Origin of the sequence: Streptomyces sp. NBC_01275 (assembly GCF_026340655.1) — a bacterium.
GTDB lineage: Bacteria > Actinomycetota > Actinomycetes > Streptomycetales > Streptomycetaceae > Streptomyces.
In genome coordinates, this window is the sequence record NZ_JAPEOZ010000001.1 from 7707130 (window position 1) to 7729142 (window position 22013).

Below are 22013 nucleotides of genomic sequence, written 5' to 3' on the forward strand. Positions count from 1 at the left end.
GTTCCTTACCCCCGATGGTATGGAGTTCGCGCCGTGGCGGAACCCGGACCAGGACCAGGACCAGGACCAGGACCAGGACCCGGGCCCGGGCCAGGTGGACACGCCGGCTCCCTACCCGGTGACCATCACGCTGGACGAGCGGGATCCGGACCGTCTCCGGCTGACCTTCGGGGATCTGACGGAGGACCTGTCGGTCGACGAGTTCCTGGCGCTGACGGCGAACGACCCCGCTCTGACGGGCCAGGACCCGAACACTCCCGTACTCCTGTTGTTCTCGGGACCGGGGCTCGGCACGGCGGAGCTGGCCACGCGGCTGGCGACGCGGCTGACCGGCCATCCTGTGTGGTGGACCCCTTTCCCCACGGTATGGTCCGACCCCGCCGACGGAGGTCTCCCCGTGCTCACCGTGCTCACCGTGCTCACCGGAGCGCCCGTCGGCGCGGAGATCTGGCAGAAGGCGGTTCCGGTCGAGCCGCGGTCCGTCCGGCATGCCCCGCTCCCGGTGCCACCACCGGCACCGGGCGGAAGGGGGCTCGGGGACGGCGTGCCCGCGGCAGAGGGGGCGGTGGCGGAGACGTCGTCGGGAACCGGTAGGGCGCCCTTGCCCGGAGAACTGCGCGAACTCAATGACACGGAGTACAGGATCGCCAGACTCGCCGCCCGGGGGCACAGCGGCAAGGCGATCTCCACAACCACGGGCTTTGAGCTCAGTACCGTGAAATGGCACCTCACCAACGTCTACCAAAAATTGGGCATCACCGCGGCGAAGGGGGCGCACAAGCGCCAGGAACTCGCCGCGCGGTTCGGGTTCCCGAGCAAGGCGTCGTCGGGACCCAGCAAGGCACCCTCGCCCGGAGACCTGTCCAAACTCACCGAGGCACAGAAGCGCGTCGTCAAGCTCGCCCACCAGGGGTATGCGATCCCGGATATCGCCCGCATGCTCAAGATCAAGGCCAAGACGGTTGCCAACCACCTCGCGACCGCGCGCAACAGGTTGGGGGTTCACGACGACCAGGGCTTCGCCCCCTTCTTCGACACCCCGGAGGGACCTCCGGGGGGACCTCCGGAGGGCTCCACGCCGGGCGATGCGTCCGACGCCGGAGCTGCGTCCGAGGCGCCTGCGCCCGGCGCTGAATCCGGAGCCCGATCCGGGGCGATGGAGTGGGAGCCGTCCGGGCGGCCGGCGCCCCGGGCGTCGTCGTCGGGGCAGGCGATGCCCGGTCCGAGGATGCCCGGCCTGGAGGGGGCTGCTCCACGGATCTTCATCGCGCCGGTCGAGCCGGTCGCGCCGGTCGCGCCGTTCGAGCCGCCACCGGCCGTTCGGCCCGAGGACAGGCCGCTGCGGCCACTCCGGGAGCTGACCCCCGTGGTGTTCTGGGCCCAGGGCACGGAGCATCTGCTCGGGGAGCCGCGGCAGACCGTCCGGGAACTGGCGTACGAAATGGCGCTGGCCGGTCTGCGGAACCGGCGGGCGGATGTCGCGCTCCCGCCCGCCCACATCACCGGGTACGGCACCGACGCCGAGGGCACCAAGCGGGCGCGGAACGCGCACCAGGAGTTCACCGGCCTCCTGGGCGAGGCGCTGGAGAAGCTTCAGCAGGACCTGCCCACAGGTGAACAGCCCCTGGACGTAGCGGACTTCACGATCACCCGGCAGCACTCCGAGTGGCCGTCCGAGGAGGCGGCCCGACTCGTCGGCGTGGAGCAGGCGGACCTGGCGCGGTGGGCGACGGTCGCGGTCGCCCTGCCCGGGGACGCGGCGGCGTTCCAGACGCTGGACGTGCTGCGCGGTCGCGACCGGCGGTTCCGGAGCGGTCCGCTCCGGGTGGACGTGGTGGCCCGCCATGTCCTGGGTCTGCCGGCCGGCGCGCGGGTGGACGAAGCCGCACGTACGCGGCTGTTCGAGCTGGTCCGGGCGGCCGAGCAGGCCGGACGGGCGGGAAGCGTGGCGGAGCTGGGGGCGTACCGCCTCGAAGGGCTGGGCGCGACGGGGCGGGCCCGGCGCACCTGGTTCACGGTGGGGGGACACCGGATCGACGGTCTCAACTGGCTGGGTCCGGACGTCATGGAGGCCATCGGGGGCCTGGAACTGGACACCGCCGGAAGCGATGTCCTCGTACCGGCTTCGGACGGCTCGCTGACCGTCCTCGCCGGTCCCCGGCGGGCGACGCCGTGGCCGAAGGACAAGGATCTGTACGTCGTCGGGGGCGAGGAGCGGAACGGCAGGGTGGTGGTGCAGCTGGTGGACGGCACGACGGAGGACGTGGAACTGGAGGAGTTCGTCGAGCTGGTGGCGGCGGACCTGGCGCGGGCGCGTCTGAAGCCGGGCACCCTGGTCGTGCTGGCAGTCCCCTTCCTGGGCCGCCACCGCGAGCGGCTCCAGCGGCTCGCGGAGCGTTCCGGCCTGGAGTTGCGGGTGCACAGCGGCGAGGTGCGGGTCACCCGGCGGGCCGACGGGAACGGTAGGACCGGTAGGACCGGTGGGACCGGTGGGCTGAACACGACGGCCGGCATCGACACGGTCACCGGACGGCCGGGAGTCCCCAAGGGCGCCTGGGTCTCGATCCGGCCGGGCGAGGGGCCCGTTCTCGACGACCGCATGCCCGGCTGGTGGGCCGATGTGGTGTCCTTCCCCATCGTCGACGAGTCGACGGACGTGCTGATCGGCGACGCCTCGTTCCCACCGAAGGAGTACGCGAACGGCTTCGAGGAGGACTATGGCGGCCGGGCGACGACGTTCGTCCACTACAACAGCGCCCTGGACAAGGTGAGCCCGGAGCGCCCGCTGCCGACTCCGGGCCCTGAGGACGAACCGCTCTCCGAGGAGACGGCGCACCGCGTGACCGCGCACGGCGGACCGGACTACGTCGACCTGGTGGTACGGGACAGGGCCACCGGCCGCCTCCGCGTACGCAAAGTCCCCAAGAGGACGGTGGCCCGGTGGGCGGCGTGGAAGACGTCCCATCTGTCTGAGAAGCACTGGATCGACCTCGGCATCTGCTGGTCCGGGACCCCCAGGAACCGTGCCCTGCCGGCCCCCGACACCGCAAGCCCGGCCCTGACCGGTGTGTTCGTGCCCGATCCGCTGGCGGAGGTCGCGGTGGGGCAGGAGATCGCGAACCAGGCGCGGCGCTGGGTGCGTGCTCCCGAGGGCCCGCAGCGGATGGCCGCGCAGGACGGCAAGTACGTGCGGTACCTGGACACCGACGCCAGTGGGCGGTACCGGGTGTGGCTGCTGTTCCGGCCGGAGCCGCTGGACACCGAACTGGACACGCTGGCGCGGTCGGCCGGGCTGCACGTCGGGGACGGCCCACTGACCGAGAAGGAGCGGGCGCGGCTCCGGGCGCGGACTCTGCGTCTGGTGCGGGCGCTGAAGTCGGTGTTCGGCGTCCGGGTGCAGGACCGTTCCGACTTCGGGGAGCTGCTGTCCGGGGTGGCGGCGGTGGAGGAGATGTGGCGGGCCGACCCGGCGTTCGCGCAGGCGGGTCCGCTGACACTGGATCTGCTGGAACGGGTGGTGGCGGAACGTCCGGAGGCCGGCGGGTTCGGGCTGGACCAGGAGGTCGCCGTACAGGTGCTGGCCGCCGCGGCGGCGGAGCGGGCCACCCGGCGCGCGGCCCAACTGCCCCCGGCCCGGATGAGCGAGTCCGAGTTCGTGACGCTGCCCAAGGCGGTGCTGGAGGCTGCCAAGTGGGTGAATACGGACGCCATGGTGGGCGAGACCGTCCACGCCCTGGGGCTCTCCGGTCCCCGTGCGGTGCGGAAGCCGGAGCGGTCACGGATGTTCTGGGCGCGGGTCAAGGCCGGGGAGGTGCTGGACGAGCCCGGTGCGAACCTGAACGAACTCGCCGTACGGGTGCTCCATCTGGGCTCGACCCTCCACGTCGACGAATGGGAACTCGACAACCTGCGGCTGCTGCTCACCCACGCGTTCGCGGCGGGGCGGGACGCCACCGACCCGGACGTGGCGGCCGCGTTCCACCTGGAGCGGAACGGGATCCTCGGGTCCACCGCCATCACCACGGTCACCTCGGTCATGACCGATACCGATACCGACATGACCGACGCCGACGCCGACGCCGATACCGACATGACCGACGCCGACGCCGACGCCGACGCCGACACCGACACCGAGGCTGAGACCGAGGCTGAGGCTGAGACCGAGGTGAAAAAAGGGTACGGCCGTGACTTCACGGGTGCGGAGCGGAAGCCGGTGAACCTGGCGCAGATCCACACGTCCGCCGGCCTGGTGGAGGCGCCGTGGCCTCGGGTCCCGTATCCGGTGGGCGTCGTGGTGGACGAGGACAAGCCGGACCATGTCGTAGTGACCTTCGAAGGCTGGACGCTGCGCATCCCGGGCACCGAGTACCGGGAGGTGATGGGGAACGACCGCGCCCTGATGCGCCTTCACCCGGACGTTCCCCTCGCCCTCTACGGTCGGGGGCCCGGCATGGACGAGCTGGCGGAGTGGCTGGCGCTGTACCTGGGCCGTCCCGTGTGGTGGACCGATGTCCCGACGCACCTGTCCGAGCAGAGCGGGGACGGACGTACGGTGCTCACCGCGCAGCCCGGATCCGCTGCTGACGGAGGCTGGCAGGTGGCGCTGCCCGGCGCACCACACTTCGCCGAGGACGCCCCGCCCCACGTCCCGCGGCCGTGGCCCGGGCCTGCCGTGGCCGGAGGATGACGTGCCGTGGCGTTCCCGACGGAAGCACAGCAGGCACAGCAGGCACATCGAGCACAGCGAACGAGGACAAGATGAGTGAGTCCAACGGCGAAGCCCCCGCCGCCCCGGTCGCCCCGGTCGACCACGCAGCCGGACCCGCGATCGACCCCGTACCGCCGGAGGACTTCGTCCGGGCCGCCAAGGCCGCGCCGAACCACTGGCTCTACCTGACCGACCCCACCTGGCGCGGTGAGGCCCCGCCGCCCGAGTGGGCGGTGGTCGGCCAGTGGCGCGCCGACGCCGACGGCGAGATCGTCGAGTGGGTGGACAACGACGACTACCGGCCGTCGCCGGGCGCCCGGGGCTGGCCCGAGCCCACCGACGACGTGGACCGCGCCATCCAGCTCGCCACCACCGGCTACGGCCCGGCCTCGGACGTCACCGCCGCCCTGGCCGGGGCCGAGGTGTCGATGCTGGTCACGGCGGAGGGCGAGCCGGTACGCGCGTCGGCCCCCGACGGCACGGCGGTGGTCCCGGTCTACACCTCGCCGGGCCACCTCCACCGGACCGGGCCGCTGGGCTTCGAGCTGGTGCGGATCGCCGACGTCCTCGACCGGATTCCCGAGGGGCACAGCCTGTGCCTCAACAGCTCGGCCGCGGTGAGCATGGTGCTGGCCATGGAAGGGCTGGCGGCGGCACTGGCGAAGCGGACGGACGGGAGCGAGCCGGCCACGACGCCCTGACCCCGATGCCCGGTTGGACCAGCGACGACCCGACGACCGACAGCCCGAGAACCCGAGGACCCATGAGCGAGCCCACCACCGACACGCCGACCACCGACACGCCCACCACCGACACGCCGACCACCGACGCCGACGCGACCGCCGCCACCGCCACCGCCACCGCCACCGCCACTGATCCCGACGCCACCACCGCCATCGACCCGGCCCCGCCCGAGGAGTTCGTCAAGGCGGCCAAGCTCCTCCCCGACCACTGGCTCTACTACGTCGACCCGACCTGGCGGGGCGAGGGTCAGCCGCCGGAGTGGGCGGTGGTCGGGCAGTGGCGCACCGACCTGGACGGCGAGATCATCGAGTGGCAGGACAACGAGGCGTACAAGCCGTCCCCGGACGCACACGGCTGGCCCGAACCCCTGGACGTGATCGACGCGGCCATCCAACTGGCCACGACCGGCTACGCCCCCGCCGAGACCGTCACCCGCGAACTGGCCACCGCCGAACTGGCCGTCCTCGTCGCCCTCGACGGCACCCCGGTCTCCGCCGCGAAGCCCGATGGCACCGCCGTCATCCTGGCGTTCAGCTCCCCCGCCTTCCTGCACCGCTACGGCGAGCTGTCCTTCGAGCTGATCAAGACCCCCGACCTGCTGGACCGCCTGCCCGCCGACCACAGCCTGTGCGTCAACCCGTCGGCGACGGTGAGCATGGTCGTCGACACGGACGCCCTCCGGGCAGCGGTGGCGGCAGCCGAAACGGAAGCCGAAGCGGAAGCCGCGACCGCAGCCACGTCGAGGGTGCCGACGGAGAGCGGCGCCCTCGCGAACGACCCGCCCACCTCGGCCGACGACGCCGCCACCGACTTCGACCTCGACCTCAGCGACTTCGACTTCGGCATAGCAGAGGACGACGTCCGGCCCCCTGCCGAGCCCGCCTCCGAGCCCCCCGCCGAGCCCGCCTCCGCACCGAGTGCATGGGGTAACTGATCCACCGGACTGCCCCGCAGGACAGACGGCGACCACCGCCCTCGTGCAGCGCGGGCACGCGCGGCTCGGGAAAACCTTCCTGGCGCCTGATCCGTGATCAACCGGCGGCCACCGCCGAGGCGGGCAGAGTTGGGTGGCCCCAGGTGCAATCACACGCCGGTGCGCCGGTGCGCCGCCGCCCTGGCTCCCTAGGCTGCCGGTGTTCATGCCCGCCTGCCCCATCCGCCGGCGACGACACCGAGGCTCCCGTACCTCACAACACCTCCCGCAACCACCCAAGGTGACGAGCCATCATGAGTGAGACCGCAGCCTTGTCCCGGTTCCGGGCAGTGCGCCGGTGACCCGGAGCGGCCGCCGGTCGCGCTGGTTCGGCCAGGGCAGGGAGCGCCGCCGCGAGGTGCCCGCCGTACCCGGGGCGGAGTCGCCGCGAGCGGCCGGGCCGGGGGCCGGGGACGGGCTGCTGGTGGAGGAGTACGACGGCCTGCGGCTGCTGCGCACCCCCGACGACGACACGCTGGATCCCACCGACCTGGCCGACCTGGTGCGGGCGCTGGCCGGCGAGGCCGAGCACACCGTGACCGTCGTCGCCGGGGCGGGCGCGACGCGGGCCGCCGGGCTGTGGGCCCGGCTGAGCACGCTCCTCTCGGTGCTGCGCGACGACCGCGTGGATACGGTCCGGCTCGTCATGTCCGGGACCGGGGGCGGCCGTCCGGACCGTCCGGCGCTGGCCCGCCGTCTCGCGGACGGCTGGAAGCTGACGGTGATCGCGCCGGACGGCCCCGTGTTCGTGGTGCCCGGTGGCACGCTCTTCGCGCACGGCAGCTGGTGGCGGTTCGCGCCGGGCGCCGAGCCGGACCGACTCGGCGCCCGCCAGCCGGCACCCGACTGGCAGCCCGCCGTGGAGGCACTGCCCGCACGTACCGACGGCGGCTACCTGATCGATCCGATCCCGGCCGGTGTGCTGGCGCGCTCCGGGCAGGCGGCCGCCCCGCGTCCGGGAGACCTGTGCTACGCCGTCCCGGTGGATCCCCGGGGGCCGTTGGTGCTGCTGGGCATGCCGGAGGACGAGGACATCCTCGGCGGGGAAGTGAGCGATCTGCTGGGCGAACTGCCCACGGCAGTACGGTCCACCGTGCGGCTGGCTCCGGGCGGCCCACGGGACGTGCTGCGTACCGGGCAGGCGGTGGCCGAGCGGCTCGGCGCGGGAGTGGTGGTGTACACCGGGCTGCCGTTCCTCGGCCCCGGGGCCGGCGGCGGGGCCGCGCCGGTGCGGTCGGTGCTGGTGGGCGCCGACGGGGAGCCGAAGTGGCGGCCTTTCGTGGACTCGGTGATGTGCCTGCCCCCGGCGGAGGACGGCACCGTCCCCACGCCGCGGCTGCTGCGCTGGGAGTCGCCGGTGACCGGCGAGCAGACGGGGACGGGCGTCGTGCGGCTGTCGGAGCACTGGCAGGCGACGGTGACGCGGGCGGGGCTGTACATCTCCGGGACGGAGGGGGAACCCTCACCGGTGCACCAGCCGGTGGACGCCGAGAGCCCGACCATCGAGATCGGCCGCCCCGGGGAGGAACTCGACGCCTCGCTCTGGCCCGTGCTGTCCCGGGTGCTGACCTCGCTGTGGCCCGACGTCCGCCGCCGGGTACGGCTGTACATACGGGGCACCTGCCTCGACGGGGGCGTCGAACTCCGACGTATGGCGGCCGAACACGGCATCCGCGCCGTCCGCTTCACCGCCCCGCCTCTCCCGGCCCCGCGCCGGGCGGCGGGGGCGGCTCAGCCGGGCGGCCTGACGGCACCGGCAGGTGCCCAGCAGGGCCGGATGGCGGGGGCCCGACAAGGCGGCCCGGCGGCACCGGCGGCGGCCCGGCAGGGCGGCCCGTCCGCCTCGGTGGGTGCCCAGCACAGCGGCCAGGCCGCACCACCGGGGGATCCGCAGGGGACAGTGACACCGACCGGAGTTCCGCCCGCCCAGGCAGCGGCACAGGCAGAGGGCACGTCTGCCCGGGCGGCAGCACCGGCGGGTGCTCAGCACGCCGCGCCGGCACCGGCGGGGGATCCGTACGGCCGGACAACGGCATCGGCGGGGGATCCGCACGGGACGCCGGCACCGGTGGGGGATCCGTACGGCCGGACAACGGCATCGGCGGGGGATCCGCACGGGACGCCGGCACCGGCGGGGGACCCGCACGGCCGGACAACGGCGGCGGCCGGGAGTTCGCCTGCCCAGGCGGCGGCACCGACCGAGGAGCCGGCCCGGCTGCCCCAGGCCGGGGGGAATCCGGCCCAGCAGGCGGTACGGGCTGCCGCATCGGCCGAGGGCATGCCGTCCGGCATGGCTCCGGCCGCCCCAAGGGCAACGGCACCCGCCGCGCCCACCCCCGCCCGGCCGCCGTTCGCCGGTGCCGCGCGCCAGGTCCTTGCCGAACTCAGCGCAGCGGACGGGCCGTTGGCCGAGCCTGAACCTCCCGTGCGGCCGGCTGCCCCCGTACCGCAGAGGCGTATCCCACAACAGGAGCACCCAGCACCCGACGGGCCGCTCCGCGCGGAGCGAAACCCCTCCCGCCCGACGCCGGGCACGCCGGAACGCCCGGAACGCCCGGAACGCCCGGAACGCACCGAGCCGCCGAAGCCGTCGGAGTCTCAGCTCCCGACGCCCGCTCCGCTCGGCGAACCCACCGCGCCTGACGGGCTGTTGGCCGGCATCGACCAGTCGGCACGACCCGCCGCCCCCGTAGCGGCGACGGACACCCGCAACCGCGCCGCCGCGCCGGCGCCGGGCGCTCCGGAGCACCCGGAGGCAGCGGAACCTCAACTCCCGCCCGTCCGGGTCACCACAACCACGCCGCAACCCTCCGAACCCTCCGAACCAACCGCAGCAGATGGGCCGTTGGCCGGCATCGGACAGGCGGCTCAACCCGCCGCCGCCCCCGTAGCGGCGACGGACACCCGCAACCGCGCCGCCGCGCCGGCGCCGGGCGCTCCGGAGCACCCGGAGGCAGCGGAACCTCAACTCCCGCCCGTCCGGGTCACCACAACCACGCCGCAACCCTCCGAACCCTCCGAACCAACCGCAGCCGATGGGCCGTTGGCCGGCATCGGACAGGCGGCTCAACCCGCCGCCGCCCCCGTAGCGGCGACGGACACCCGCAACCGCGCCGCCGCGCCGGCGCCGGAGCGCGCCGAGGCGCCTGCGCCGCCGGTCGTACCGGGATCGTCCCCGGTGCGGCCGGAGGGGAGCGACCCGGCGGAAGCCCGGCGCGCGCCCGCCCCGAGCACCGCGACCACGCCGTCGCCCTCGGCAGGGGCCGGGGAGGCTCATCCGGCCTCCTCCCGTGGGCCGCACATGTCGCAGCCCACCGAGCTGCCCGAGCGCCAACGTCCGCCCACGGCCGGTGAGTTGCCGGAGCGGTCCCGGCTGCCCGCGCCCGAAGGGCCCACCGTCCCGTTCCACCCCGGGCACATCAGCACCGAGGACGAGCGGCGGGCGTTCCGGGAGCTGGCCGAGGACGTGTGGGAGCGGCACGGGGCTGCCGTGGCCCGGGCCCTCATCCGGATGCCCGCTCTGCGCGCCCAGGAGCAGGAGGCCGCCCGCGCCGATGTGATCGCGTTGCACATCTACCTGAACTCCCCGGACGGCCCGCTCTCCCCCGAAGCGGTCGTCCGGGGGCTGCGATCCGGTGACGAACGCCTCCTGCCCTACGTCGCCTGCCTCGCCTCGGCGCTCCGCCGTCTGCCCTCCTACCGGGGTGTCGCCGTGCACGGTGCCGGAGACGTGCCCCTCGACGGCCTGGTCGCCGGCGCCCTCCTGCGCGACCCGGCCCCGCTGGGCGCCGTACCCGTAGGGTTCGGCGGACCGCTTCCCGGTGGGCCGCAGTACGTCATCTGGTCCGCCACCGGGCGGCGGGTCCGCCAGCTGACCGACCGCCCGAGCAACGCAGCGGCCGTCGAACAGGTGCTGTTCGCGCCGGGCACCCGGCTGCGCGTGCTCGACCTACGGCGGTCCGGCCCGGCCCCGCTGATCATGCTCCGCGAGTTGCCGCCCGACGCCCAGGGCGCCCCGGGCGACCCCCTCCCGCAGCGTCCCGAACTCGACGACGCCGACCGCGCCGTGCTCGCCCGGCTGGACGACACGCTGCGCGGCCGATCCCCCGCGCCCGGTGCCTTCGCCTGGCCGGGCCTGTGCCACGGGCCGATCGGCCCGGCGCACACCACCCCGCAGGCGCCCCGTACGGCGCCGCACGCCGACTGAAGATCCGAGAACGGAGACGACATGCCTCGTCAGGAGCGCACGGGACCCGGTGTCCCCGCGGTACGCCGTGCCATCGCGGTGCCCGCCGCACCGGGGGAGCCGGATGCGTCCCTCATGCCGCCGGAGGCCTCCGGTTCCCCTTCCGCCTCCTCGGAGGAGGCGTCCCGGGCGTCCGTTCCGGAAGGGACGTCCGGCAGTACTCCGGCTCCGTCGGGGGCCCGGTCCGGCGGCCCGGCGGGGGAGTCGTCCGAGTCGTCCCCCGGGGCCTCGGTCGGCCGGGAGCGCGGGCGGTCCGAGACGTCCGGGGCGGCGGCAGCCGCGTCGGCCGCCCCGGTCGGATCAGTTGCCCCGACCGCAGCGACCGCATCGACCGCAGCCGCGGCATCGGCCTCCGACGACGACACGCAGGTCACCGCAAGCGTCGGGGCCGACGGCGACGACGGTGAGCCGCCCTCCGGCCGCCCGGCCAAGGCCCTGCTGGCGGGCGCGGGCATCCTGGGCGCGCTGCTGCTCGCCGTACCGCTGCTCTTCATCGGCGGGGATGACGACGACCGGTCTGCCGAGCAGACCGAACCGGCCTCCGGTGTGGTGCTGCCGAAGGAGCTCCGACCGGGTGCGCCCACACCGGCCTACGGCACCGCGTCACCGACCGTGAGCCCCACTCCGACCACGAGCGCCGGCGGTGCGGGCTCCACGGACACGGGCCGGAACAAGCCGGGAAGCCAGAGCGAGAGCCCCGCCGCCACCGGGACGGAGAAGTCCACCTCCGCCTCCGGCACGACGACCACGGCGTCACGGACCCCGAGGGCGGCCTCGTCCCCCAAGGTGGTGGCGCAGCCCGCCGTCGACATCGCCAACAGCAAGAACGTCATGCTGAAGAACGCGAGCACGGGCATGTGCGCCGACCTGGGCGGCTCGGCCAAGGGGAAGCTCGGCGCCGGGGTGTTCCAGGAGTACTGCTACCGGGGCACCGTCGACAACCAGATGTGGGACTTCGAGGTGCGCTACAAGGGTGCGGGCGCGGACGGGGCGGACGTCTTCCAGATCCGCAACGTCAAGGACGGCCTGTGCATGGACCTCCCGGGAACCGGCGCGGTCGCCATGCGCACCCACGTCAGGGAGGGCACCTGCACCGGAACCACCGCCGACAACCAGCTGTGGTGGCTGGAGAGCCGGGCCAACGGCCAGTACTGGATCCACAACAAGGCCAGCAACGGCATGTGCCTGGAGGTGTGGGGCGCCGACGGCTCCGGCGGCCCCGACACCCGGCTGGGCGTCTACCCGTGCAGCCCCACCGACGACCACGAGTGGATCGTCAACTGACCTGGCGTGACCTCACCTGAGCCCAACCGGTCCGAGTCGGCACACCGGGCAGGACATGCCGGTGTGCCGGGTCAGATCAGGCCGGAGCGTATGGCGTGGGCCACGGCGTGCGCGCGGTTGCGCAGTTCCAGACGCTTCATCAGACCGGACAGGATGTACTTGATGGTGCGCTCGGAGTACGAGAGCAGTTCCGCGATCTCCGACAGCTCCTTGCCGTCCGCGATCAGCCGCAGCACATCCGCCTCACGCGGTGTGACACCCGACGCCGTCAGGCCGTGCGGGGTGAGGACTTCGCGGTGGGTCCACTGGACCTGCTCCATGAGTGCGCCCTGCAGGGCCGGCGGAAAGCTGCCCCCGCCCTCCGCGACGGTGATCAGCGCCCGCACGAACGCGGCGGGGGTGAAGGAGTCCCGCCACACCACGGCACGTACCCCCCGGTCCACGGCGGTGAAGATGTTGGTCTGCCACTGCCGGCCGACGACGAGCACGAAGCGTGACTCACGGCGGTCGGACAGCGCGGCGAGCACGTCCAGGGTGCCGGCGTCGGCGGAGTCCACCGCCACGACCGTCACGTCGGCCTCGCCGGTTCTGCTGGGCGGAACCTCGGTGATCCGCCGGTCGAACTGGAGATGGTTGGCCAGTCCGGCACGTATGACGGCATCGGGGGCGTGGATCGCCACCCGAACGGTGAGTGTGGGCGCCGACCGGGGCATTCGCCCTCCACTGGGTACCAGAGTGACGGCACGACATCAGGCTTAGTGAAGGGCACGGATATCGCACATGTCACAGATGTCATGGTTGGGGAGTCTGAGCAACGGGAGGCCGATGCTGTCATGTTCCCGCCCCATGATCGGTAGGCAAATACCCCCCGTGCACCAAGGAATAGGGAAACCTGGCGCGAGTTCTGCCACCCGACAGGCTCACCGCGCCGGCCAGGCCGGAGCACTGCTGGTCAGCACCGCAGTGGCCACCTCCGTACGGGACCGCAGTCCGGTACGGCTCAGCAGCCGCGTCAGCCGGTTGGCGACCGCGTCCTCGCTCACGCGCAGCACCGAGGCGATCCGGCGGTTGCTGAGGCCCTCCGTGATCAGAGTGGCGAGCAACTGCTCGTTCTCGACGGTCACCTGCCGACGGCCCGGCACGGCCAGCCCGGCCTCGCGCATCGCCGTACGCGCATGGAATCGCCACAGTGCGGCACCGACCTCGCCGAACAGGTCGTACGCCTCGTACAGCAGTTCCTCGTAGCCGGTCCCCGAACGGGCGGCGGACATCAGGACGACCGCCGTCTCGAACGGCTGCTCACGCGCGCGGGCCAGCTCCACGGCGGCCGGCAACCACTCCCGTCCACCGCCAGGACCACCGGGGCCGCCCGCAGCCGCGACCCGCGCCGACGTCAACCACCACAACAACCGGGTCCGTTCGCCCCCGGTGCGCTCCGCGAGCGACTCCAGGTTCGCCAGCGCGTCGGCCGCCTCGGGGACCCGCCCGGCCTCCGCAAGGAGTTCGGCCAGGAGGGCCCACAACTCGTCGGTGCCGTAGGCATGTCCGCGCTCGCCCGCCACCGCCAGTGCGCGGCGCAGGATCCGCTCGGCCTCGCCCGTCTCGCCGAGGGCACGCAGCACCTCGGCCTCGGCCTGGTCCAGGAAGAGTTCCAGCGGCCCTTCCTGGAGGTTGCGCGCGCTGTCCAGCAGCCGTCGCGCACTGGTGGCGCGCCCCTTGGCCAGGAGCATGGCGGCCGTCCGGGCGGGGAGCAGATGGTGGCTCGGCGCCGGGTTGAACGCCTGCCGGTTCGCCAGCATCCAGCGCGCGACCGCCAGCGCCTCGTCCCAACGCCCTTGAAGGTGCAGCCACAGGAAGCGGGTGTACGGAGGCATCCACTCCGGCGACAGACCGCGGAAGGCCAGCAGTCGCGTCGCACCGTGCAGATCCCGGGCGCCGAGAAGCTGATCGGCCGCGGCCATGCTGAGAGCGTGCTTGGAGTCGAGCGTCATGTCAGGCCCGTACGGAGCGCTCATCAGTTGCCGGAACCGCTCCGGTCGTCCGAGCACCCACTCGGCACAGACCCGGAACCACTCGGGGTTCCACTGCTCACGGGTGCCGGTCCGCCACATCGGCTCGGTCCGCGCCAGCAGATCACGCGCCTCGAGCCACCGCTCCGTGTTGCCGAGCGCCAGCGCCTGGCCCGTCAGGGCCGCTATCGGGGGCAGCGGCAGGTCCCGCCACCAGTGCGCGGAAGCCATCCGGGACACCTGCGCCCAGTCCTCCGAGGCGGCCGTCGACGCGACCAGCAGCAGGGCGACGTCCTGGAGCAGGTCATCGGTGAGGCTGTCGGCGGGGTCGCGCAGGATCTCCTCACCCGTGGCCCGCGCGCGCGAGTAGTCGCCGACCACGTAGGCGGCCTTCGCGTACCGCAGCAGCATGTGCTCGCGCGCCCCAGGATCCTCGATCAGGTCGAGGGCCGCCCGCAGGTACCGCAGCAGGACCGGCCCCTGGACATCGGGAAGCAGCCGATCCGCGGTCCGTACCAGCTCGTCGACGGCCCGCCCCCGGTCGACCAGCACACCCGCGTCCGCGATCCGGTCGGCCGGATAGGTCACCGCATCGGCCTCCGCCAGCAGGCTGCCGCCGCCCGCCTCCGCGGGCAGGCGCTCGCCCCCGGCCCCTTCACCCCACAGCTCGGACACCGCCGCAGCCGACAGCCGCGCCCGCTCCAGCGGCCCGAGCCCTTCCCGGACGGTGTGTTCCACCAGAGGCAGGCAGAACATCCAGCCCCGGACGCCCCGACCACCGTCGCACGGCCCCTCCGAGCCGTCCGCGCCCTCCTCCGGCCGCGCCGGTTCCTTCAGTTCCGCCACGATCCCCGCGCGGCCGAGTGCACGCAGCGCGGCCCGTGTCTCCTCGGCGGACAGCCCGGTCACCGCCGCCGTGCGGGTCAGCGCCGCCCGGCCCAGCGGCCACAGGATGCTCAGCGCCCCGGCCACCGTCCCGTACGGCTCACCGAGCGCCCGCAGTTCCGCGACGAGCGGGTGGTCGTCGGGCAGCAGCGGCACCGGAACGCGGACGCTCAGGAAGGCGTGGCCGTCGGCCACCCGGATCGCGCCCTCCCGTACCCACCCGGTCAGCAGGGCGTCGACCGCCGCCGGCACACCACGGCCGAACTGGTGCACCCGCCGCACCAGATCCGGCTGCGGAGTCGCCTGCAACCGCCCGGCCACCATGGCGGCGACCTCCGGCTCACCGAGCCGCCGGAGCACGAGGGAGTACGAGGACAACTCGCCCGCCAGCCGCTCCACGGGCCGCCGACTCCCCGACCGGGCCGACGCGTTGCCGACCTCGGCCTCGACCCCGCCCTCGACCCCGCCCTCGACCTCGACCTCGACCTCGACCTCGCCCTCGACCCCGCCGTCGCCCCCGACGCCTGTCCCGCCCTCGCACGCCGCTCCACGCTCGACGACGGTGACCAACAGTCGGACGTCCGGCGGAAGGAGACCGTCGCCGCCGTTTCCGCCCAGCAGGCCGAGGGAGTCGGCGTCGGCATGTTCGGCGTCCTCGATCACCACGACCGCCGGCCGTGCACCCCCTGCCCGCCCCGATGCGGCTGCCGCACCGAGCACCAGGCCCATCGCCACCGGATCCCCCGCCTCGACAGCGGCCAGCGCATCCGTGTCGGACCGCACCCTGCCTCGGCCACGCCCGGCCCCCGGCGCCCCGGCCCCCGGCACCCCAGGCCCGGGGCCGGGGCCGGGCCCGGCCGACCGCGCCATGGGCAGCGCCCGGACCAGACGCAACGCCAGCAACAGAGGGTGTTCCGTGTCCCCGGCCGCACAGGCCAGCGGCAGCACCGCGACCCCCTCCGCCCGGAGCCGCTCGCAGAGCGTGCGCACGAACGCGCTCCGCCCCACGCCCCGTTCACCCCGGACGACGACCAGACGCGGCCCGTCAGGATCCCTCAGCCGCGCCTGGACATCCCTCAACTCCTCATCCCGGCCGACCACTTGCTCGTACGAATGGTCCAGCCGGGCGGCAGTGCCGCCAGGGACCAACTCGGTGTTTCTCCGACCTGCCACAGTCCGTGCTCTCCTAGTGCCGCGTAGGTTGCCTGGCAGGCCGATTCCCCGTCAGGGCAAACCCGGTCGACCGGACCTTAAGGGCGACTGCAATTATTGCTGCGCCCGGTGCGTAAACGGCAGGGACCGCCACGCGATCCCCGCTGGTCGTGGGACGCCGTCGGAGATCGAACGGCGAGGCCCGGCTGTCCGGGCGAAGGAAGCGACGAACGAAGCGAGGAGTCGCCGTGCCGCCGAACCCCTTGCCCGTGGCGCACTCCGGTCCGATCGGCCGGGACACCGAGATCGCCGCGATCGCCCGTGTCCTGCGCGCCACCACCGAACCCAGCACCCTGCTCGTCACCGGCGGACCCGGTTCCGGGAGGACCACGGTGCTGGAGGCGGCCCGGTCGGCGGCGGTGGGTGACGGTGTGCGCGTGCTGCGACTGCCCGTACCGGACGCCTTCGAGGGCTGGAGCACCGACGGGCCGCCGAACCCCGGTGAGCGGGACGAGCAAGGGGCGGCGGTCGCCGCCGGACCGCTCGCCGACGCGGTGTGCGGGCTCCTCGCGAAGATCCGTGACACCCGCCTTTCGGCCCGGTTGAACGCCGTACGCCGCGCCCGGTCACGACTGGCCGAAGACCGCCCCGCGCCCCACGCGGATCCCCAGGCCTCACCCGCCGCGCTCGCCGTCCTGGCCGCGCTGGGCGAAGCACTGACGACCGCCGCCCACCGATCCCCGCTCGCTCTGATCGGCGACGGCATGGAACGGCTGCCGCCCGCGACGGTCGCCGCCCTCGCACTGCTGCTGCGGGTGTTCCGCCCGGCGGGCCTGCCGGTGGTACTGGCCGCCGGGCCACCGCACGCACCTGGTCACCCGCCGACTCACCGCGAGGACAGCGGCACGCCCCTGCTTGCCGCGGTCGACCAAGTCCTCGACCTGCAGCCCCTGCATCCCCGAGCCGTGGCCGCACTCGTCGAGCGTCGCCTGGGCCGCCCTGTGGAACGGGAACTGGTCGAAGCGGTGACCCATGACCTCGGCACACTGGCGGGCAACCCCCAAGCCCTCCTGGCCCTCCTCGCCGACCTGGCGGACAGCGCCGCACTGCCGGAGGTGGACGGCCGACTGGGTCCCCCGCAGGCCCGTGGTGCTGTCACCCTCCCCTTACCGGTCACCGCACACGCCGCCGACCTGATCCGTCTCAGCCTGATTCGACTCAGCCGGCAGGGACGCCTTCACCCCGGCGCCACGGTGACGGAAGCGGCAGCCACCCTGGCCCACCTCACCCACCGCGCCGACCTGTTCCTGCCCGACCTGCACCGCCTGACAGCCACCGGCACAGACACCGGCGCCTCGCACACCGGGACGCCGGCCCAGGCCACGGACGCCCTGTTCCGAAGCGGCGTACTCACCCTGGACCGCGACCGGGGCGAACGTATCGCCTTCGCGGTGCCCGCGCTGGCCACCGCACTGCTGACCCTGCCCAACCCCGGCCACCCCTCGCGCACGGTCCCCGCACTCCACGCGGCCGTGATACGACCACTGGTCGACCGCCTCGGCCCGGCCGCCGCAGGAACCGGCCACCCCCGGCTCGCCGACCACGTGACAGCCGCGGGCCAGGCCCTGGAGGACGCCACAGCCATCCCGCTGCTCCTCGCCGCCGCCCGCAAGGACACCCGCGCGGACCAGCCCCGCGCCTTGCGCGCCTACACATCGGCGCTCCGCCGCCTGCCCCCGGACGACCCCCGCACCCCTGCCGTACTGTGCCGGGCCGCCGCGCTGGGTCTGGCCCGCGCGGCCCACGCCGAGGTCCTGGAACTGGAGGAACCCCTGCGCGCGGCCCTGGAAACCGCTCCGGACGCCGCCCGGCCCGACCGGCACAGCGCCGAGGCCACCGCATCTCTGCACTTCACCGCGCAGGCCTGGACCCTGTCCGCCCTGCACGAGCACACCCTCCCGGCCGATCCCCCCGGCCACCGCGCGCTGACCGCCGAACTGCTCGCGGCGGCAAGCCGGTACGGAATCGGCCCGGAGGCTCCACCTGCCCCCTCTCCGACCGCGACACCGGCCCGCACCTCCGAAGCGTCGCTGCCCACCCCGGCCGAACTGCGCCTGCTGTCCGCAGCCACAGGCAACCGCACCCTGTGGAACCGCGCCCGCCGTGCCCTGCCCCCGGAGGCGCTGGACGGGGCGGGCGAACTCCGGCTGCGGGCAGCCGCATCGTACGGCGACCTGGCAGGCGGCCTCCGAGCGGTGCTCGGCGACCGCTACCGCGCCACGGGGAACAGCGCCGCCGCCCGCCACCACGCCATGGTCCTCGCCTACCACACGGGCGACTGGGACGCCGCCCTGTCCACAGCCCGACGCATCGAGGCCCGAACCCGCGCCACGCACCCCGCCTCCACTGCCGGTCACCCGGCTGTGCGCGCCCTGGCAGCCGAAATCCACTGCTTCCGGGGCGACCTGGCACGGGCCCGCAGCTGGCTGGAACTGATCCCCGACACGCTCGCCCACCCCTTGGCCGCCCGGGTCCGCCTGACGGTCCGCTCCTGGTCGGGACGCCCGGACGAGGCCCTGGAGGGCGCCTGGCGGGATGTGGCACGGGCGCGGGAGGAGGCCGGCCTGGCAGCAGGCACGGAACGGCTCCTGCTGCGCATCCTGCGCTTCACCCTGGACAACGGACCGCACAACGGTCCGAACGGCCGTCCGCACAACGGTCCGAACGGCCGTCCGCACAACGGTCCGGACGGCGGTCCCGGCGGCGGTCTCGACGTCGACCGGCCGGAGGCCCGACGCGTCGTACGGGAACTGGCGGCTCTGCACGACGAGACGGGCTCTCCCCTGGCGTACGAGGCGCTGCTTCTGGCGCGAGGCGTGGTGCACCGGGACGCGGAGAGCGCGCGAGCGGCCCACACGTCCGCGAGCGGGCGCGGCGACTTCCCACTGGCCCTGGAGTGCTCCCGCGTCCTGGCGGAACTCGACACCGACCCCAAGCCCTGGCTGGCCGACATCGCACGGGAGACGGCCCGGCTGGGCATAGCGGGCCCTGGCCGCACCCCGCTGTCCGGTACGGCTCAACGCAACGGCCTGCCAGGGCCCCGCCGCCCGGCCCGGCCGGGCCTGAGCGAGCAGGACGTACAACTGATCACGATGGTCGGTGAAGGCGCGACCAACCGTCAGATCGCCGCCCGCCTGGCCTGCAGCGAGAAGACCGTGGAACAACGCCTCACCCGGCTCTTCCAGCGCACCGGCCGCCGCTCCCGCGTCGAACTGACGACAGCCTGGCTGGACGGCGCCCTGGTGCCCCGCGACGAAGAGGAGGAGGAGCGGACGTAGGACCCGCCACCGGGCTGTCCGAACCCGGGCTGCCCGCACCGCTGAGCCGGATGTGCGGGCGCTCGTGAGGCGATTGCTCAGAGCCAGTCCCGCCGCTTGAAGATGACGTACAAACTGGTGCAGACAACCGCCATCAGTGCGATCGCGAAGGGGTATCCGAACCCCCAGCGCAGCTCCGGCATGTGGGTGAAGTTCATCCCGTAGATCGTCCCCACCAGCGTGGGCGCGAACAGGATCGCCGCCCACGACGAGATCTTCTTGATCTCCTCGTTCTGCTCGAACCCCGCCTCCGCCAACGCCCGCATCTCCGCGTTCTGTTGCTGGGTGACGAGGGTCGCGTTGACGGTGAGGATCTCGGTGAGGGCCTGGCGGAAGCCGTCGACGCGTTCGCTGGTGTGGGTGACGTGGTCGGCTACGTCGCGGAGGTAGCGCTGGAGTTCGTCGTCGGTGCCGTACTTGGAGAAGCCGGCCATCAGGGCGTGCAGCATGCCGACGAGGGGGCGGGTGGCGCGCTGGAACTCGACCATCTCGCGGGAGAGTTCGTAGATACGGCGGGATACCTCGGGGTCGCCGCGGAAGACCTCGGTCTCGATCTCGTCGACGTCGTTCTGGACGCCGGAGACGACGGGGAGGTAGCCGTCGACGACCGCGTCGAGGATGGCGTACAGGACCGCCTCCGGGCCGAGTCGCAGCAGCTCCGGCGTCTCCTCCATGCGGCGGCGGACCGCCGAGAGGTCGGGGGCCGCGCCGTGCCGGACCGTGATGACGAAGTCGGGTCCGACGAACACGTGCAGCTCGCCGAAGTCGATCTCCTCGGTGGCGTCGAGGTAGCGGGCGGCCCGCAGGACGACGAAGAGGGTCTCGCCGTAGCGTTCCAGCTTGGGCCGCTGGTGTGCCTCCTTCGCGTCCTCGACGGCGAGGGGGTGCAGGTCGAACTCCGCGGCCAGGGAGTGCAGTTCGTCCTCGGTGGGGCGGGCCAGGCCGATCCACGCCATGCCGGCCGGCTGCTCGCGCAGGGCCCGGAAGGTCTCGGCGAGGGTGGCGGTGGCCAGGACGCGGACGCCGTCGCGGTACAGCACCGCCTGGACGACGCTGCCGGGCTCGGACGGCTCGGGGGGCGGCGGCGGATCGGCGGGCGGCCGCGCCGGGCGGGAGGCGGGTGGCTGCGACGAGGGCGCGGCGCCCGGCAGGGCGCGACGCCAGGCGGACTTCCGGGGAGTACGGCGCTCGGGCATCGCGGCTGCCTCTCGGTCGAGACGGAGACGGAGACGGTCGAGTCGGTCGAGCCTACGGCTGCGTGATCTGCGTCCCGCGGAGGGAACGGCGTGATCACGGAGCAGGATATACGGGGCGAACGGCATCGACGTGAGGCGCCGGGCGGCGGATTCGGCGGGCGTCGCGGACGGCAGCGGCCACCAGGTGTCCGCAAGCCCGGCTAGCTTGCCGTACATGACGAAGACGACGGCCGCCGCTCCTGTGCTCGGCACCCGCGCGCTCAATCGCGCGACCCTCGACCGGCAGCTGCTGCTGCGGCCCTCCGGGCTGTCGCCGAAGGCGGCGGTGGAGCACCTTCTGGGGCTTCAGGCGCAGAACGTCAAGCCGCCGTACTACGCGCTCGCCGCCCGTCTCGACGGTTTCGTCCCCGAGGAGCTGTCGGCGCTGATGGCCGACCGTGAGGTCGTCCGGATCGTCACGATGCGCTCGACCATCCACACCCACACCGCGGACGACTGCCTCACGCTGCGGCCGCTGGTCCAGCCCGCCCGCGACCGTGAGCTGACGTACTTCCGCAAGGGCCTGGCCGGCGTCGACCTCGACCGGCTGGCCGCTCTCGCCCGCGACCTCGTCGAGGCCGGGCCGCGCACGATGAAGCAGCTGCGCGAGGCCCTCGCCGAGGAGTGGCCGGACGCCGACCCGCAGTCCCTGGCCGTCGCCGCCCGCTGCCGGCTGCCGCTGGTCCAGGTCACCCCGCGCGGACTGTGGGGCAGGAGCGGGCAGGTGGCGCTGACCACCGCCGAGCACTGGCTGGGCAGGCCCGCCGAGCCGGCCCCGACGCCCGACGCGGTCGTCCTGCGCTATCTCGCCGCCTTCGGACCGGCCTCCGTCAAGGACATGCAGACCTGGGCCGGACTGACCCGGCTGCGCCCGGTCTTCGAGCGGCTCCGGCCGCGGCTTCGCACCTACCGGGACGAGCACGGCGTCGAGCTCTTCGACCTCCCCGACGCTCCGCGCCCGGACCCGGACACCCCGGCCCCGCCCCGGTTCCTGCCCGAGTTCGACAACCTGCTCCTCTCCCACGCCGACCGCACCCGCGTGGTGCCCGAGGAGCACCGGGGCCGCAGCTGGCAGGGCAACCAGGCCTACTGCACCCTCCTGGTCGACGGCTTCCTCGCGGGCGTGTGGAGGCTGGAGCCGGACGCGCTCGTCGTCGAGCCCTTCGGCCGCCTCACCAGGGCCCGGCGGGAGGACGTGGCCGAGGAGGCGGCGCGGCTGCTGCGCACGATGCACCCGGGGCAGCCGTACGACATCCGGTTCGGGACCGTCGTGCGCACGTGACGCCTCGTCGCGGGGCGTGGCGAGGGGCCCTCACCGGTGATCGGTGAGGGCCCGGACGTTTGGATAGAGGGCGCTGCGGGCCGCTCGTGGAGGCTCGCAGCGCCCCCTGGTCATTCAC

At 73.8% G+C, this 22013-nt stretch carries 10 protein-coding genes (1 of these 10 running past the window's edge); 7 read left to right on the forward strand and 3 right to left on the reverse strand.

Annotated features, from left to right (window positions below; translation table 11 throughout):
- The 5 genes from OG562_RS33825 to OG562_RS33845 form a co-directional block, all read left to right on the forward strand.
- Positions 1–4687, forward strand: partial view of a lonely Cys domain-containing protein gene (locus tag OG562_RS33825; protein ID WP_266404792.1) — the final stretch only. It extends 39731 nt beyond the left edge of the window; 4687 of the gene's 44418 nt are visible here — the last part of the coding sequence; its start codon lies beyond the left edge, outside the window; its stop codon occupies positions 4685–4687.
- A 71-nt stretch (positions 4688–4758) separates the two neighbouring features.
- Positions 4759–5409 carry a type VII secretion system-associated protein gene (locus OG562_RS33830; RefSeq protein ID WP_266404795.1) on the forward strand — a complete coding sequence of 217 codons (651 nt, stop codon included), beginning with the start codon at positions 4759–4761 and terminating at the stop codon, positions 5407–5409.
- 62 nt (positions 5410–5471) lie between these two features.
- On the forward strand, positions 5472–6386 hold the full coding sequence (locus OG562_RS33835; RefSeq protein WP_266404797.1) for a type VII secretion system-associated protein: 915 nt from the start codon (positions 5472–5474) through the stop codon (positions 6384–6386).
- 337 nt (positions 6387–6723) lie between these two features.
- On the forward strand, positions 6724–10632 hold the full coding sequence (locus tag OG562_RS33840) for a hypothetical protein (RefSeq protein WP_266404800.1): 3909 nt from the start codon (positions 6724–6726) through the stop codon (positions 10630–10632).
- 21 nt (positions 10633–10653) lie between these two features.
- Positions 10654–11955 (forward strand): RICIN domain-containing protein, encoded by a 1302-nt coding sequence (locus OG562_RS33845; RefSeq protein WP_266404802.1) that lies wholly within the window; start codon positions 10654–10656, stop codon positions 11953–11955.
- 71 nt (positions 11956–12026) lie between these two features.
- On the opposite strand, the gene OG562_RS33850 is transcribed toward OG562_RS33845, so the two are convergent.
- Both OG562_RS33850 and OG562_RS33855 read right to left on the reverse strand, forming a co-directional pair.
- The gene (locus OG562_RS33850; protein WP_266404805.1) at positions 12027–12635 is read right to left on the reverse strand and encodes a response regulator transcription factor; all 609 of its coding nucleotides are present in this window, start codon (positions 12633–12635) and stop codon (positions 12027–12029) included.
- 240 nt (positions 12636–12875) lie between these two features.
- On the reverse strand, positions 12876–16022 hold the full coding sequence (locus OG562_RS33855) for an AAA family ATPase (RefSeq protein ID WP_323187582.1): 3147 nt from the start codon (positions 16020–16022) through the stop codon (positions 12876–12878).
- A 227-nt stretch (positions 16023–16249) separates the two neighbouring features.
- On the opposite strand from OG562_RS33855, the gene OG562_RS33860 reads away from it, so the two are divergent.
- Positions 16250–19339, forward strand: coding sequence for an AAA family ATPase (locus OG562_RS33860; RefSeq protein WP_266404807.1), 3090 nt, complete (start codon positions 16250–16252; stop codon positions 19337–19339).
- Between the two features lie 77 nt (positions 19340–19416).
- On the opposite strand, the gene OG562_RS33865 is transcribed toward OG562_RS33860, so the two are convergent.
- Positions 19417–20574 (reverse strand): magnesium and cobalt transport protein CorA, encoded by a 1158-nt coding sequence (locus OG562_RS33865; protein ID WP_266404810.1) that lies wholly within the window; start codon positions 20572–20574, stop codon positions 19417–19419.
- A 214-nt stretch (positions 20575–20788) separates the two neighbouring features.
- Between OG562_RS33865 and OG562_RS33870 the strand changes: the two genes are divergently transcribed.
- Positions 20789–21895: a winged helix DNA-binding domain-containing protein gene (locus OG562_RS33870; RefSeq protein WP_266404813.1), complete on the forward strand. Its 1107-nt coding sequence runs from the start codon at positions 20789–20791 to the stop codon at positions 21893–21895.
- Positions 21896–22013 lie beyond the last annotated feature (118 nt).